Here is a 14,684-nt window from a genome sequence, read left to right as displayed (position 1 = left end):
TCCATGGCCAGAGATCAATCAGCATAGGGATCGTCTATCCCCAGCCCGGCCAATATCTTGGTTTCCAGCCCCTCCATTTGAAGGGCTTCGGCCTCATCAAGGTGATCATACCCTAAAATATGGAGAAAGCCATGCACCATAAGGTGGGTGAAATGATGGTCGAGACTCTTGCCCAGATCGGCCGCTTCCCGCTCCAGCGTTTCACGCGCCAGGGTAATATCCCCCAGCAACCCCATGACGGGCGCGAACGGTTCAATCTGTGGAAAGCTCAACACATTGGTGGAGCTGTCTTTTCCGCGCCATTGCGCATTGAGCGCGCGTTGCTCCTCATCGTCAGTGAGCAGCACCGAAATCTCGGCCGCGCCCTTGATCTTGGGCCTAGCACCGGCCAGGGCGGCCAGCACTGCCCGTTCGGCCAGGGCGTCGAAATGATCGGGCCAGCCATCCGCATTGCGGATGACAGCAACTTCCAGGGGGGGCGAGGACGGCATCGGCTTGGGGTTCAACTCCGGGGCAGGGTGCCCAGTGTCCGCGCCAGGCCTTCCCTGTCCCCGTCCTTTTCGGCGAGGCGGCGCGCGGCGTCCTGCTCATAGGCCCGAACGATCCGCCCCACAAGCGCGTGGCGCACCACGTCCTTGTCGCCGAAGCGCGAGATATGCACGCCCTCGACGCCGTCCAGCAGCTTGATCGCCTCGACCAGCCCCGATTTCTCGCCGCGCGGCAGATCGACCTGGCTGGGGTCGCCCGTGACGATCATTTTCGAGTTCTCGCCCAGGCGGGTGAGGAACATCTTCATCTGCATGGATGTGGTGTTCTGCGCCTCGTCGAGAATGACCACGGCATTGGCGAGCGTGCGGCCGCGCATGAAGGCGAGCGGGGCCACCTCGATAATGCCCGAGGTGATGCAGCGCTCGACATTTTCGGGCTTCATCATGTCGTAAAGCGCATCATAGAGCGGGCGGAGATAGGGATCGACCTTCTCCTTCATGTCGCCGGGCAGGAAGCCGAGGCGCTCGCCGGCCTCCACCGCCGGGCGCGAAAGGATGATCCGGTTGATGTCGCCGCGCTCGAGCAGGCTGGCAGCATGGGCGACCGCCAGATAGGTCTTGCCGGTACCGGCGGGGCCAGTGCCGAAAACCAGTTCGCTCCGCTCCATGGCGCGCATATAGGCGTCCTGCGCCGGGGTGCGGGCGACAATGGTCGACTTGCGCGTGGCGATCTGGGCCATGCGCACCTTGCCCTTGCGTTCCAGCGTGGGCAGGGTCAGCTGACTGTCCTCGGTCTCGATCATGCGGATCACCGCATCGACATCGGCAATGTCCATGCTGCGGCCCTCTTCAAGGCCGGCATAGAGCGATTCCAGCACCCGGCGCGCCTGATCGACCTTGGAAGCCGCACCCTTCAAAAGCACATGATTGCCGCGCGGCGTGGCGCTGACGGCAAGGCGCTGTTCGATAAGGGCGAGGTTCTGGTCGAAGTCGCCATAGAGCTGGGCAGCCAGGCGATTATCTTCAAAGGCGAGTTCGAGTTGCGATGCGAGGGCGTTATCGGCGGTGGGTGGCAAGTGCCTGCTCAAACTTTCTCGGCTCCCGAATGGGGCGCCGCGGAGCGCGTCGCCCTGACCACAACGAGGCTAGGCTGATTTGGGTTCGTTGTCTGTAGCAATATTGTGACGCTTGCCGCCGTCGCCAAGGGCGCGAATCGCTCCAGCGGAGCGATTTGAGGCGGCAAGGCCATGAGAGCTGGGCTCGAAGGGCAAGCCACGACACGCGTTAGCTACCCCTGCATCCGTTCCAACACCTCAGCCACGCGCCGCTGCGCTTCTGCCGGCAGCGGCAGGATGGGCCTTGGCGGCTGGGCTGTGGTGAGCGCGAGTTGGGAGTTGAGGATGCTACAGCGACCGGATAAGTTTTCGCTGCTCTGCCAGCCAGTCGGCCATGTCAACGCATGCGACAGTCCTACCCGGAAAAGCGGTAGCTTCGTTTCGCAACGTACGTTCCGCACCCGCTAGTTCTTCAAATAGCGCCTCAGGTATCGTTGGCTCTTGGCCAAAAAATGCAACTGCATCGAGCACCGCCGCCCTTAGCCGGTCAAAATAAGCTGGCGCGATCTCTCGATATGACTGGATGGAAAGTAGCGCGCCCAATGTCTCGGATTGTACTCGACTGAGCATAATTTCTTCATCGGACTGCATTTTTTGACCCTTTGAACATACCTGCGGTAAGGCTAAGCCGTCACGGCCCGCACCAGCCGCCCTTCGAGCGAATTGGTGCTGGTACCGATGATTTCAACCTCATGGATCGCGCCGATGAGATCGGTCGAGCCTTCCAGGTGCACGGCCTGCAGATAGGGCGACCGGCCGCCGACCTGGCCGGGCATGCGGCCCACGCGCTCGATAAGCACGGGCAGCGTCTTGCCGACACAGGAAGCGTGGAAGTCGGCGGTCTGCTTGTTGACCAGCTCCTGCAGGCGATAGAGCCGCTCGGACTTGATGGCTTCGTCGACCTGGTCGCCCAGGGTCGCGCCGGGCGTGCCCGGGCGGGTGGAGTATTTGAACGAGAAGGCCGAGGCATAGCCGGTTTCGCGGATGATGGTCAGCGTGTCCTCGAAATCCTGATCGGTCTCGCCCGGGAAGCCGACGATGAAATCGCCCGACAGCGCCATGTCGGGCCGGGCGGCCTTGATGCGCTCAATCAGGGCCAGGTATTTGGCCGCCGTGTGCTTGCGGTTCATGGCCTTCAAGATGCGATCCGAGCCGGACTGCACCGGCAGGTGCAGATAGGGCATGAGCAAGGGCAGGTCGCGATGGGCGGCGATCAGGCCGTCATCCATGTCGCGCGGATGGCTGGTGGTGTAGCGCAGGCGCTCGAGGCCCGGGATTTCGGCCAAAAGGAAACAGAGTTCCCCCAGCCCCACATCCCGCCCGGCGGCATCGGTGCCGTGATAGGCGTTTACATTCTGGCCCAGGAGGGTGATTTCCTTGACCCCGGCATCGACCAGGCGGCGCGCCTCGTCGAGCACCTGGGCCACCGGGCGGCTGACTTCGGCGCCGCGGGTATAGGGCACCACGCAGAAGGAACAGAACTTGTCGCAGCCCTCCTGCACGGTCAGAAACGCCGTCAGCCCGCGGGCAATGGTGGCTTCCTTCCTTGCCGCGGGAAGGTGGGCAAACTTGTCTTCCTCGGGGAAGTCGGTATCGATCACGGCCTTTTTGAGCGCCGGATGCATATGCCGGTTCGCCTCGGCCCGGGCCAGCATGTCGGGCAGGCGGTGATAGGCCTGGGGCCCAAAGACCATGTCAACGACCGGGGCGCGCCGGGCAATTTCCTCGCCCTCGGCCTGGGCCACGCAACCGGCCACGCCGATCATCATGTCGCCACCGGCGGCGCGTTTTTCGCCCTGCAATTCCTTCAGCCGCCCCAGCTCGGAAAACACCTTCTCGCTGGCCTTTTCGCGGATATGGCAGGTGTTGAGCAGGACCAGATCGGCCTCGGTGATCTCCTGGGTCGGCATATAGCCGTGCGGGGCCAATGCATCGGCCATGCGGTCGCTGTCATAGACATTCATCTGACAGCCATAGGTCTTGATGAAGACGCGCTTTTGCGCGGTCCGGGGGCTGCTTGCAGTCTCGTTCATGCGGCGCTGTTTACCAGAGCCTGAAGTTAGATGCCATGCCCTGCAACCTCGGGCGCTTCTGCGGTGTTGTACTCGCGCAGAAGGATGCATCTCGATGACTGACAACAAACAAAAATCCGATCAGGCCGCCGCCCTGCGGAATGGGCGCAAGCCCGGGCCCAAGGATTCTCCCGTTCAGGTGCGCAATGCCGGTCCGGAGGAAATGGCCGACCAGCCCGCAAGCTGGGATGAGACCGACGAAGCGGTGGACGAGAGCTTCCCGGCCAGTGATGCAAGTGCCAAGTATTGAGTAACCCGCGCCCGCTAAAGAGGGCGGCGCAGGCAAGGAAAGCTGGGGCGAGATGACGGACAGAATGGTCCAAAGAGGGACTGTGGCGGCGACGCAGCGTGGCCGCCCGATAGCAGTCTATCTCATCGCCCTGGTGCTTGCCATTCTCGTTCCTGCCCTGGCGGTGGCGCTGGTGCTGCTCAATAGCTTCAACGATTCCCAGCAACGTGTTCTGGCAGCGCTCACCAATGCCACGGTCCAGGCCATGGGCCAGTCGGTGGACCGCGAAATCAGTGGCATGGCGACGACGCTGCGCGTCCTCTCCACCAGCCAGGCCCTGGAAGAAGGCGATCTCGCCGCTTTTCACGACCGGTCATTGAGCGCTCTGGCGGGAAGCGGCTCCTATCTGATCGCAGTCGACGAGAATTTCCAGCAATTGCTCAACACCCGGGTCGACTATGGCGACGAACTCGGGCACTCGTCTGACCCCGAAACGGCAATCAGCGCGATCGAACGCGGCGTGGCCACCATCTCCCCGCTGTTCTTCGGGCAGGTGGCGCAAACCTATGTGTTCAATGTCTGGCTCCCGGTGACCGGCGTCGAGCCGGTGCGGCTGGTGGCCATGACCCAGAATGCGCGCAATCTGGTTCCGGCCCTGCAATCGCGCCAACTGCCAGAAGGATGGCATGCGGCTCTGGTCGATACCAATAACGCGGTCATTGCCGCCACGGCACAATCCAATCTCGAAATCGGGTCCATCCTGCCCATTCGGCAGGACCTCGAGGAGAACGCTGGCGATAGCTGGGCGCAGGAGCAATGGAATGGCGACCGCGTGGTCACGGCCGAATGGCGTTCGGGCTATACCGGTTGGCGCATCATTGCCTGGGCGTCGGCTGGCCAGGTGCAGCGGCCCTTGCAGGAATCGGTGATGCAATTGGGCGTCTGGGGCGTGTTGATCGCGCTCCTGGCTTCGGGCGTGGCCGCGCTGATCGCCCGCCGCATCGGCAGTTCGGTGCAGGGCCTGCGCCTCGACGCGGCGCGTCTCGGCCGCGGCGAGGCGGTCTATCCGCGCACCTATCCGGTTTCGGAAATCGCCGAGATATCCGAGGCGCTGGGCGAAGCGTCCGAGCAGCGCCAGACCGCCGACAGGGACATCCGCTTCCTGATGCGCGAATTGGCGCATCGCTCCAAAAACCAGATGGCGGTGATCGCTGCCATGGCCAAGCAGACGGCCCGCGGCGCCAGCGATATCCCGACCTATGTGGCGGCGCTCGAGCGGCGCATCATGGGGCTGGCACGCTCAACCGACCTGCTGCTCGCCCATGGCCGGGCCGGTGTGATGCTGGCCGACCTCGTCGACCAGCAACTGGCCCCGTTCCGCCCGGCCGAAGAGAGCCGGTTGTCGATTGAGGGTCCCGATATCCGCATCAACCCGCAGGGCGCACAGATCCTCGGCATGGCCCTGCACGAATTGGCCACCAATGCCACTCGCCATGGCGCCTTTGCAGCAGCCGAGGGCCGGGTGGAGCTCAATTGGCAAAGCAGCGCCGACACCCTATCCATCTGCTGGCGCGAGCATCTGGGGCGCAAGCTGGTGGTCGGCGAAGGCTCCGGCTTTGGCACGATCGTGCTGCGCACCATGGTCGGCGGGTCCCTGGGAGCGCAGGTGCGGAGGGAGGTCCATGAGGATGGCGTGGAGTGGATATTTGCCGTCCCGCTCAGCGCCCTCGACCCCGAATTTGCCGCCGCGCGGCCGGACGAACCGATGTCACCATAACTCTGGTCGGGCCTTGTGTTGCGGCCTCTCGCCAGGCCAGATGCGCGCCTCCAATAAATTCTGGCTTTTGCACCCTGTTTGCCCTATAGCAGCGCCAGCCGGATTTTTGGGGCATTTGCCCCCGATCCTGCACAGTCATGGCCCCTCCTGGACGACATCCCGGCTGGGGCGACCAACATCCTCCTCTATCGAAAGGATATGCCCGATGTCGATCACTGCTGAACGCAAGACGCAGCTCATCCAGGAATACGCCACCAAGCCGAACGATACCGGTTCGCCGGAAGTTCAGGTTGCGATCCTGTCCGAGCGCATTTCGAACCTCACCGAGCACTTCAAGGGCCACAACAAGGATAACCATTCCCGTCGTGGCCTGCTCAAGCTGGTGTCGACCCGTCGTTCGCTTCTCGACTACCTCAAGCGCGTGGACGAGAACCGCTACAAGACGCTGATCGAAAAGCTCGGCCTGCGTCGCTAACAGACGCTTTCCGGCGCGGGAGGCCAGGCCTTCCGCGCCGGTTGCCCTTTTGGGGCATGCCGGAAAACCCGGCGCCATAGGCCGGCATTGCCGGAGCATGGCAGGATTATCGGCTTCTTCCGCTGCTGGAGAGGCTCATTGTCTTGTCCATGTTCTGTCTGTGCCAGACATGAACCCGTGCCTGATTTTGAGCCGGCGTGCACATGGGTGCGACGTCGAGTGCGGGCACACCGGAGACGTTCGTGGGGAGCTAGCCTGGCCCCGCGTTCCCGCGCCTCCGGCAGAATGGAAAGACGAACAAAGATGTCGATCAAGTTTGATCACCACAAGGTCGAGCTCAACTGGGGCGGCCAGCCCCTGACGCTCGAAACCGGCAAGATGGCTCGCCAGGCCGATGGCGCTGTGCTCGCCACTCTGGGCGAGACCGTCGTGCTCGCCACCGTTGTCAGCGCCAAGTCGCCCAAGCCGGGCCAGGACTTCTTCCCGCTGACCGTCAACTACCAGGAAAAATACTTCGCTGCCGGCAAGATCCCGGGTGGCTATTTCAAGCGCGAAGGCCGTCCGACCGAAAACGAGACGCTGACCAGCCGCCTGATCGATCGCCCGATCCGCCCGCTGTTCCCCGATGGCTACAAGAACGAGACCCAGGTCATCGTCACCGTGCTCCAGCACGACATGGAGAACAATCCGGACGTTCTGGCCATGGTCGCTGCTTCCGCCGCCCTGACCATTTCGGGCGTGCCCTTCATGGGCCCGATCGGCGCCGCCCGCGTGGGCTATGTCGACGGCGAATATGTCCTCAACTTGCCGGTCGACCGCCGTGCGGATTCCAAGCTCGACCTTGTCATGGCTGGCACCGCCGACGCCGTGCTGATGGTGGAATCGGAAGCCAAGGAGCTTTCCGAAGAGGTGATGCTGGGTGCCGTGATGTTCGGCCACAAGGCCTCAGCCCAGGTGATCGAGGCCATCATCAAGCTGGCCGAACTGGCCGCCAAGGAACCGCGCGACTTTGCCGCTCCGGATTATTCGGATCTGGAAAAGGAAGTCCTGGCACTGGCCGAAGCCGACCTGCGTGCTGCCTATAAGCTGACCGACAAGCAGGCGCGCTATGCCGCCGTGGACGCCGCCAATGCCAAGGTCAAGGAGGCTTTTGCCGCCAAGATCGAAGCGGGCGAAGTTTCCAAGGAAGATCTGGGCGAAGTGGTGCACAACCTCCAGGCCAAGATCGTGCGCTGGAACATTCTCGATACCGGCAGCCGCATCGACGGCCGCGACACCAAGACTGTCCGCCCGATCCTGGCCGAAGTCGGTGTCCTGCCGCGCACCCATGGTTCGGCCGTCTTCACCCGCGGCGAAACCCAGGCGCTGGTCGTTGCCACCCTCGGCACGGCTGAAGACGAGCAGTTCATCGATAGCCTGGAAGGCACCAAGAAGGAAAACTTCCTGCTGCATTACAACTTCCCGCCCTATTCGGTCGGTGAAGCGGGTCGCATGGGTTCGCCCGGCCGTCGCGAAATCGGTCATGGCAAGCTCGCCTGGCGCGCCATCAACCCGATCCGCCCCTCGATCGAGGAATTCCCCTATACCATCCGCGTGGTTTCCGAGATCACCGAGTCCAATGGCTCGAGCTCGATGGCAACCGTCTGCGGCACTTCGCTGGCGCTTATGGATGCCGGCGTGCCGATGAAGAAGCCGGTGGCCGGTATCGCCATGGGCCTGATCCTGGAAGGCGACAAGTTCGCCGTGCTGTCCGACATCCTGGGTGACGAAGATCACCTGGGCGACATGGACTTCAAGGTGGCCGGCACCGAAGACGGTGTCACCTCCCTCCAGATGGACATCAAGATCGCCGGTATCACCGAAGAGATCATGAAGCAGGCCCTGGCCCAGGCCAAGGACGGCCGCATCCACATTCTGGGTGAAATGGCCAAGGCCCTGGCCGAGAGCCGCGGTGAAGTGGGCGAATTCGCCCCGCGCATCGAGACCCTCAAGATCCCGACCGACAAGATCCGCGAAGTGATCGGCACCGGCGGCAAGGTCATCCGCGAAATCGTGGAAAAGACCGGCGCCAAGGTGAACATCGAAGACGACGGCACCGTGAAGGTTTCCTCCTCGGATGGGTCGCAGATCGAAGCCGCCATCAAGTGGATCCGCTCGATCACCGACGAGCCGGAAGTCAATGCCATCTACCAGGGCACGGTCGTCAAGACCGCCGACTTCGGCGCCTTCGTCAACTTCTTCGGCGCCAAGGATGGCCTGGTGCATATCTCCCAGCTGGCCGATCAGCGCGTCGCCAAGACCACCGACGTGGTCAAGGAAGGCGACAAGGTCTGGGTCAAGCTGCTCGGCTTTGACGAGCGCGGCAAGGTCCGCCTCTCCATGAAGGTCGTCGACCAGGAGACCGGCAAGGAAATTGCCAAGGAAGCCAAGGAAGACGCTGCCGAGTAAGGCAGGCTTCTTGACCACACGAATGCGGAAGGCCCGGAGTGATCCGGGCCTTCTCTTTTACGGGGCTGGTGGAACCGGAAGCGGGCCGGCCGGCGTTGATGGAGCAGTTGCAGGGGACCCACCATGACCACAGTGCTCTTCATCCATAGCGCCGGCGCCCAGGATCAGGGCGAGGGCAGCAGCCGGCTCCGCGAGGCGCTGGAGGCCCGACTGCCCTCGGGCATTCACTTCAAGGCCCCGCAAATGCCGGACCCCGATGATCCCAAGGCCGAGTTCTGGCTGGCCGCTTTCGAGTCAGAGGTGACGGGCATCGAGCATGATCTGATCATTGTCGGTCATTCCCTCGGCGGTTCAATCGCGCTTCAAGGCCTGGCGCGGCTGGGAGTGCCGGTGAACCTGAAAGGCGTGATCGTGGTGGCGGCACCCTTCTGGGGCGCACCCGATTGGGAAATGGAGAGCTTCAGCCTGCCTGAAGACGCGTCCGAAAAACTGGTCGATTTGGCCCGGCTCGTCATCCTGCAGGGCGACAGGGATGAGGTGGTGCCAGCCGACCATCCCAAGCGCTACAAGGCCCTGCTGCCCAACGCCCAGGTGCAGATACTGCCTGGCATCGACCACCAGGCGGCAGGGGCGGCCGACGCGGTCATTGCCGCCGTCAGCGATTTGGCGGAGCACTAGTGTGTCCTTTGCACCACAGCGCCTCATCCATCACATTGCGGCGAGGAACGGCCCCATTGGTGCCACGTTAAGGCCACCAAGCGTTACTCAATAGCGTGACGTGCCCGGCGTCCGCTTTCTCCCGTCTGCCTTGAGGTTGTTGTTTTGATTTCCCGCCGCCTGTTCCTGCTTGGCCTCAGCGCCACTGCCCTTTCGGCCTGTTCCACCACGCGTCAGCCCGTGGTGCAGGAACCGGTCATCGATCCCTATTATCTGCGCATGTATGGACCGGTGCCGGGCGAGCCCTATCCGGTCGCCGCCATGGATCTGCGGCGCGTCGATCCGAAATGGTGGCGCCAGGAAGTGCCCTACTACACCTCCGAACGGCCCGGCACGCTGGTGGTCGACACGCCGGCGCACTACCTCTATCTCGTCATGGAGAACAATCGCGCCCTGCGCTACGGCATCGGCGTGGGCAAGGACGAGGCCCTGGTGTTCCGCGGCGAGGCCACCATTGGCCGCAAGGCCGTCTGGCCGCGCTGGACCCCGACCAAATCCATGATCGAGCGCGAGCCGGAGCGCTACGGACCCTATGCCGGCGGCATGGGTCCGGGCCCGGAAAACCCCTTGGGTCCCCGTGCGCTCTATCTCTACAAGAATGGCCGCGACACTCTGTTTCGCATTCACGGCACCACAGAGCCCTATACCATCGGCACCAATGTCTCCTCGGGTTGCATCCGGCTGATGAACCAGGACATCATCGATCTCTATGCCCGCGTGCCGGTCGGCGCGCGCGTCACGGTGATCAATGGTACGCCAGGGAGCCTGGTGGCGACGCCGGGTTTCACCCCGGTGGTGTAGACCTCAGTTTCAAGAAATTGCCGGCGGCGGACCCCCACCGTAGTCACCCGCTCCCGGCAACACCAAGGCCCGCTCTCCAGCATTGGAGGCGGGCCTTTTCTTTGCACCGTTACGGTTTATGTTGGTGCTCGACTGCTTTTGAATTGAGTGCGCTATGTCTAACCACCACAATGTTTTTTTCTCGCCAATGACGGGGAACGACGCAGAAGATGTCCTAGCGCTCTATCGCGGCTATATGCGCACCGGCCAAACGGCCGCCCGCATCGCCCATCTCGCATCGGACTACCCCGCCTTCAAAGCGACGCTTGGCAACACTCTAGTCGGGTTCTGCTATTCCAATAGTTTTGCTCCTGATGTGCTGGAACTCTGCAATATTTATGTCGACCATAGGCAACACAACCTTGGAATTGGCTCTGAACTCATCCGATTGGTTCATCAGGCCGCAATCGTGGATGGGTTCTCCGCGATGATCTTGAGCAATAGCCAATTATATGAGACCCTGCTTCCAAAACGCGACCCTCGATCCTTTTACGAAAGACACGGCTACACAGTGCTTCTAGAGACTCCTAAAACGCTAATCTATTCTCGAGCTCTGCCCTGAGCGGCACTCCTGTTAAGATCGGAGTAGTGGCACCACTAACTGGACAGCGTAAGCGTCAAGGGCTCGGTATTGTCACCTCTCTAGAAAAGTATCTCACCTGGGAAACCGGTAAGGCCCTGACGGGCCAAAGGCGGCCGGTCGAGCTCGTAATTGAGGATGATCGCTCCGAACCATCACTGGTAGCCGACGCCGTTCGTCGGTGCCTTAGCGCTGGTGCTTTGGCCATTGTGGGACCTTCCGACTCCGCCTGCGCTGGAGTGATTGCCAATCACCCAGACTTTGCCAAAGTGCCCTTCATTCTGTCCTTTGCAACACGTACGGCATTGCTGGGGCCACATCAAAACGAACTATTCCGCGTGACCACGCCTGACTTCAGGCGGGTCATGATCCTTTTGCGATTTATTCAGCAAACCGTCAGTGGCCGCGATCTGACGGTTTTTAGCCTTGATGATCATCCAGACTCCTATGCGTCCGGTTTACTTGACGATCTAACCAAGGCAGCAGCCGACCTAGACTTCCACCTCAATCACGTCACCTTTAGTATAGGGCAGGTCGACATACCGATGGACACCGGACGCCACCCAGTCGTTATTTGTGCTCCGAGCCATGAGTCTACCTGGTTGATTGAGCAACTGCGCTCACGACGGCTACCCTCACCGATTTATTCATTTGGTTCAAACCGCAATTATCTGCGCCACTCCGCTGTTGGAACTACATTGGTCTGTGACATCAAGTACGATGACTACAATCCAATCGTGCAACAATACCTACAGGAAATTTTAGGCAAAGATGACGCAGGAGAGGAAGTATCCCTGTCATCGGTGCTGGCGATGCATGTTATTTCACAAGCAGTTGCCGCACTTGAACAGAGTCACATGCAAACCATTGCCGAAAGCCGAGCAGCTTTATCCAAGATACTTTCGGTAGCAGAATTCCAGGGACCGTTTGGCCTTGTGGCATTCTCCAAGAACAGGGAGATGATCGGTCACGAAAACATTTCTCTTGTCACTGTACGTAGACGCGGATTCACCGTCTATTTTGGTGCCCCTGAAACTTTGAAAGTTTGGGGTTTACATGCGAGGCTCAAATGGCAGGCCCGGCTCTGGGAGGCGATCATAATTGTCAGTACCATTGGCGGTGCCGTCGGCTTGTTGCAGTTGGCAGTTCAGGCCCTGGGGTAAGGTTCAATAATGGTGACCCGCTCAGCAAAAAGGGCGCGGATTGTTCCGCGCCCTTTTCAATTTTTCCAGCTGCGTAGCACCTACAGCGAGCGCTGGACGGTCTCGACGCGGAAGCATTCGATGACGTCGCCGGCACGGATGTCTTCGTAGTTTTCGAAGGCCATGCCGCATTCCTGGCCGACGGCCACTTCCTTGACTTCGTCCTTGAAGCGCTTGAGCGTCTTGAGCTTGCCTTCGTGGATGACCACGTCGTCGCGCAGGAGGCGCACGCCGGCACCGCGTTCCACGATGCCTTCGGTGACCTGACAGCCGGCGACCTTGCCGACCTTGGTGATCTGGAAGACTTCCAGGATCTTGGCGTAGCCGATGAAGGTTTCCCGGCGTTCCGGCGCCAATAGGCCCGACATGGCGCTCTTCACGTCATCCACGAGGTCGTAGATGATGTTGTAATAGCGGATTTCGATGCCGTCGCGAGTGGCCAGGTCCTGCGCCTGCTTGTTGGCACGGACATTGAAGCCGATGATGATGGCGTTCGAAGCCGAGGCCAGGGTGACATCGCTTTCGGTGATGCCGCCCACGCCGCTCATCAGGATCTGGGCCGAGACTTCCTCGGTCGAGAGCTTGTTGAGCGAAGCCACGATGGCTTCCACCGAACCCTGCACGTCGCCCTTGATGACCAGCGGGAACTTGGAAATGCCCGAGGCCTTGAGCTGGTTCATCATCTGCTCAAGGCTGGTGGCACCGCCACCGGCGGTCTTTTCGCGGATGGCGCGCTGACGATATTCGGTGACTTCGCGGGCACGCGCTTCGCTTTCGACGACCGAGAAGCGGTCACCGGCGCTCGGCACACCCGAGAAGCCCAGCACTTCCACCGGCACGGAGGGACCGGCTTCCTTGACCTGCTCGCCCTGGTCATTGATCAGCGCGCGGACGCGGGCCATTTCGGTCCCGGCCACCACGATGTCTCCGACCTTGAGCGTACCGCGCTGAACCAGCACGGTGGCCACGGCGCCGCGACCCTTGTCGAGCTTGGCTTCAATGACCAGACCCTCGGCCCGCCCGTCATGGGGGGCCTTGAGTTCGAGCACTTCGGCTTGCAGCAGGATGGTCTCAAGCAGCTTGTCCAGACCCGCCTGGGTCTTGGCCGAGACTTCCACGTCGAGCACATCGCCGCCCATGGATTCCACGAAGACTTCGTGCTGCAGCAGTTCGGTGCGGACGCGCTGCGGATTGGCCTCGGGCTTATCCATCTTGTTGATGGCCACGATGATCGGCACATTGGCCGCCTTGGCGTGCTTGATGGATTCGATGGTCTGCGGCATGACGCCGTCATCGGCCGCCACCACCAGAACCGCGATATCGGTCGCCTGGGCGCCGCGGGCACGCATGGCGGTGAACGCCTCGTGGCCCGGGGTGTCGAGGAAGGTGATCTTGTTGCCGTTCTTTTCGACCTGATAGGCGCCGATATGCTGGGTGATGCCGCCGGCTTCGCCACTGACGACATTGGCTTCGCGGATGGCGTCGAGCAGGCTCGTCTTGCCGTGGTCGACGTGACCCATAATGGTCACGACCGGGGCACGATCGGCCAGATCCTCGGCCTTGTCGTCGGAGGGCAGGTCGAACAGACCTTCTTCGACGTCCGCTTCGCTGACGCGCTTGACGGTGTGGCCCAGTTCGGTGGCGATCAGCTCGGCCGTATCGGCATCGATCACATCGGTGATCTTGGCCATCTCGCCCTGCTGCATCAGCATCTTGATGACGGTTACCGAGCGCTCGGCCATGCGGTTGGCCAGCTCGCCCACCGTGATGACTTCGGGAATGATCACTTCGCGGCTCAGCTTGGGCGCATCCTGCTGGTTGCGGCCCATCTTCTTGTCGCGACGACGGCGCATGGCGGCCAGCGACGGGCCGCGATCGCGATCGCTTTCCGTGGTGGCGCTGGCAACCGTCAGGCGGCCGCGCGACGAGCCATCATCGGCGCCGCGCCGCGACGGGCGCTCGGGCTGCGCACGGCTGGCGCGGCGGGCATTTTCCAGTTCCGCGGCCGTGGTCGGGCGATGCTGGGGTGCACCGGTACGGGTGCGGCGGCCATCGGCTTCGCTCGGCGGGGCAGGAGGCACATTCCCGATCGGGGACATGCCGGCGCCCGGACGGCGTTCTCCGGCAGGACGTGCGGCACCACCCGCTGCGGGGCGGCGATCGCCGGCCGGACGGGGGCCACGCTCGCCTTCGCCGGGACGGCCGGCAGGGCGCTCAGCCCGCTGCGGCCGGTTGGCCTGACCGGGACGGCCCGACACGGTGCGCACGGCCGACGGGCCGGGATTGCGCTGGCTGGCCGGCACATAATCTTCACGCGGGGCAGGGGCTTCCTGTTCGGGCTCGGCACTGCGCGCGGCGGCTTCTTCGGCCTGCCGGACCTGCTCGGCCCTGGCGCGCTCTTCTTCAGCGCGAGCCGCTTCTTCGCGAATCTGCCGCCGGCGATTCTCATCCTCGATCCGGCGGGCTTCTTCGGCGGCGAAACGCTCCTTGTCTTCGGCCTGGCGGGCACCAGCCAGGGCCAGCGCCTGACGGCGGGCTTCGGCTTCGGCGGCGCTCAGCCCGAGCGGGGCGCGGTTCTGCTGCTGCATGGGTCGACCCTGCGGACGACCGCCCTGGCCACCCGGTGCACCCGAACGGGCGCCACCCATGCCCGGCTGGCCGCCTGGCTTGGGCACCACGCGGGTGCGTTTTTCCACGACCACGGTCGAGCGCGAAGGCCCACGCGACGTCCCGCCGGGGCG

13 protein-coding genes are annotated in these 14,684 nt (G+C 62.5%); 8 read left to right on the top strand and 5 right to left on the bottom strand.

All coding sequences use genetic code 11. The annotated features are described in order from the left end of the window. Positions 1–14 precede the first annotated feature (14 nt). From ybeY to miaB, 4 genes are all read right to left on the bottom strand, one after another. Positions 15–491, bottom strand: coding sequence for an rRNA maturation RNase YbeY (gene ybeY, locus QZ564_RS06365; protein ID WP_297106470.1), 477 nt, complete (start codon positions 489–491; stop codon positions 15–17). 11 nt (positions 492–502) lie between these two features. After that, entirely contained in the window at positions 503–1,564 is a 1,062-nt protein-coding gene (locus QZ564_RS06360; protein ID WP_297106467.1) for a PhoH family protein, read from the bottom strand. 327 nt (positions 1,565–1,891) lie between these two features. Next, positions 1,892–2,194 carry a hypothetical protein gene (locus tag QZ564_RS06355; RefSeq protein WP_297106464.1) on the bottom strand — a complete coding sequence of 101 codons (303 nt, stop codon included), beginning with the start codon at positions 2,192–2,194 and terminating at the stop codon, positions 1,892–1,894. A gap of 32 nt (positions 2,195–2,226) precedes the next feature. Continuing rightward, positions 2,227–3,636, bottom strand: a complete 1,410-nt coding sequence (gene miaB / locus QZ564_RS06350; protein WP_297106461.1) for a tRNA (N6-isopentenyl adenosine(37)-C2)-methylthiotransferase MiaB — start codon at positions 3,634–3,636, stop codon at positions 2,227–2,229. Between the two features lie 94 nt (positions 3,637–3,730). On the opposite strand from miaB, the gene QZ564_RS06345 reads away from it, so the two are divergent. The 8 genes from QZ564_RS06345 to QZ564_RS06310 all read left to right on the top strand — a co-directional run bounded on the left by QZ564_RS06345 (position 3,731) and on the right by QZ564_RS06310 (position 11,904). Beyond that, positions 3,731–3,925 carry a hypothetical protein gene (locus tag QZ564_RS06345; RefSeq protein WP_297106458.1) on the top strand — a complete coding sequence of 65 codons (195 nt, stop codon included), beginning with the start codon at positions 3,731–3,733 and terminating at the stop codon, positions 3,923–3,925. Between the two features lie 52 nt (positions 3,926–3,977). Then, on the top strand, positions 3,978–5,681 hold the full coding sequence (locus QZ564_RS06340; protein ID WP_297106455.1) for an HWE histidine kinase domain-containing protein: 1,704 nt from the start codon (positions 3,978–3,980) through the stop codon (positions 5,679–5,681). Between the two features lie 127 nt (positions 5,682–5,808). Next, a complete protein-coding gene (rpsO, locus tag QZ564_RS06335; RefSeq protein WP_297106639.1) occupies positions 5,809–6,156 on the top strand; it encodes a 30S ribosomal protein S15 in 348 nt (115 codons plus the stop codon). 303 nt (positions 6,157–6,459) lie between these two features. Next, complete coding sequence (pnp, locus tag QZ564_RS06330; RefSeq protein ID WP_297106453.1) at positions 6,460–8,604, top strand: polyribonucleotide nucleotidyltransferase; 2,145 nt, start codon at positions 6,460–6,462, stop codon at positions 8,602–8,604. Between the two features lie 123 nt (positions 8,605–8,727). After that, entirely contained in the window at positions 8,728–9,282 is a 555-nt protein-coding gene (locus QZ564_RS06325; protein ID WP_297106450.1) for an alpha/beta fold hydrolase, read from the top strand. A gap of 144 nt (positions 9,283–9,426) precedes the next feature. Then, positions 9,427–10,122, top strand: a complete 696-nt coding sequence (locus QZ564_RS06320; protein ID WP_297106447.1) for a L,D-transpeptidase — start codon at positions 9,427–9,429, stop codon at positions 10,120–10,122. 154 nt (positions 10,123–10,276) lie between these two features. Then, a complete protein-coding gene (locus QZ564_RS06315) occupies positions 10,277–10,723 on the top strand; it encodes a GNAT family N-acetyltransferase (RefSeq protein WP_297106446.1) in 447 nt (148 codons plus the stop codon). Further along, positions 10,720–11,904, top strand: a complete 1,185-nt coding sequence (locus QZ564_RS06310; protein WP_363311695.1) for an ABC transporter substrate-binding protein — start codon at positions 10,720–10,722, stop codon at positions 11,902–11,904. The genes QZ564_RS06315 and QZ564_RS06310 overlap by 4 nt, the downstream gene beginning before the upstream one ends. Positions 11,905–11,984: 80 nt before the next feature. On the opposite strand, the gene infB is transcribed toward QZ564_RS06310, so the two are convergent. After that, positions 11,985–14,531 (bottom strand): translation initiation factor IF-2, encoded by a 2,547-nt coding sequence (infB, locus tag QZ564_RS06305; RefSeq protein WP_297106632.1) that lies wholly within the window; start codon positions 14,529–14,531, stop codon positions 11,985–11,987. Positions 14,532–14,684 lie beyond the last annotated feature (153 nt).

The organism is uncultured Devosia sp. (genome assembly GCF_913055165.1).
In the GTDB taxonomy this organism is placed as follows: domain Bacteria; phylum Pseudomonadota; class Alphaproteobacteria; order Rhizobiales; family Devosiaceae; genus Devosia.
Note: the sequence above shows the minus strand (reverse complement) of the source record. Positions and strands in the feature narration are given on the sequence as shown.

Excerpts from the sequence above, each read along its gene's own strand:
- pnp (WP_297106453.1), top strand. The coding sequence starts at position 6,460 with ATGTCGATCAAGTTTGATCACCACAAGGTCGAGCTCAACTGGGGCGGC.
- QZ564_RS06340 (WP_297106455.1), top strand. The coding sequence starts at position 3,978 with ATGACGGACAGAATGGTCCAAAGAGGGACTGTGGCGGCGACGCAGCGT.
- QZ564_RS06315 (WP_297106446.1), top strand. The coding sequence starts at position 10,277 with ATGTCTAACCACCACAATGTTTTTTTCTCGCCAATGACGGGGAACGAC.
- QZ564_RS06345 (WP_297106458.1), top strand. The coding sequence starts at position 3,731 with ATGACTGACAACAAACAAAAATCCGATCAGGCCGCCGCCCTGCGGAAT.
- QZ564_RS06325 (WP_297106450.1), top strand. The coding sequence starts at position 8,728 with ATGACCACAGTGCTCTTCATCCATAGCGCCGGCGCCCAGGATCAGGGC.
- QZ564_RS06355 (WP_297106464.1), bottom strand. The coding sequence starts at position 2,194 with ATGCAGTCCGATGAAGAAATTATGCTCAGTCGAGTACAATCCGAGACA.
- ybeY (WP_297106470.1), bottom strand. The coding sequence starts at position 491 with ATGCCGTCCTCGCCCCCCCTGGAAGTTGCTGTCATCCGCAATGCGGAT.
- miaB (WP_297106461.1), bottom strand. The coding sequence starts at position 3,636 with ATGAACGAGACTGCAAGCAGCCCCCGGACCGCGCAAAAGCGCGTCTTC.
- infB (WP_297106632.1), bottom strand. The coding sequence starts at position 14,531 with ATGCAGCAGCAGAACCGCGCCCCGCTCGGGCTGAGCGCCGCCGAAGCC.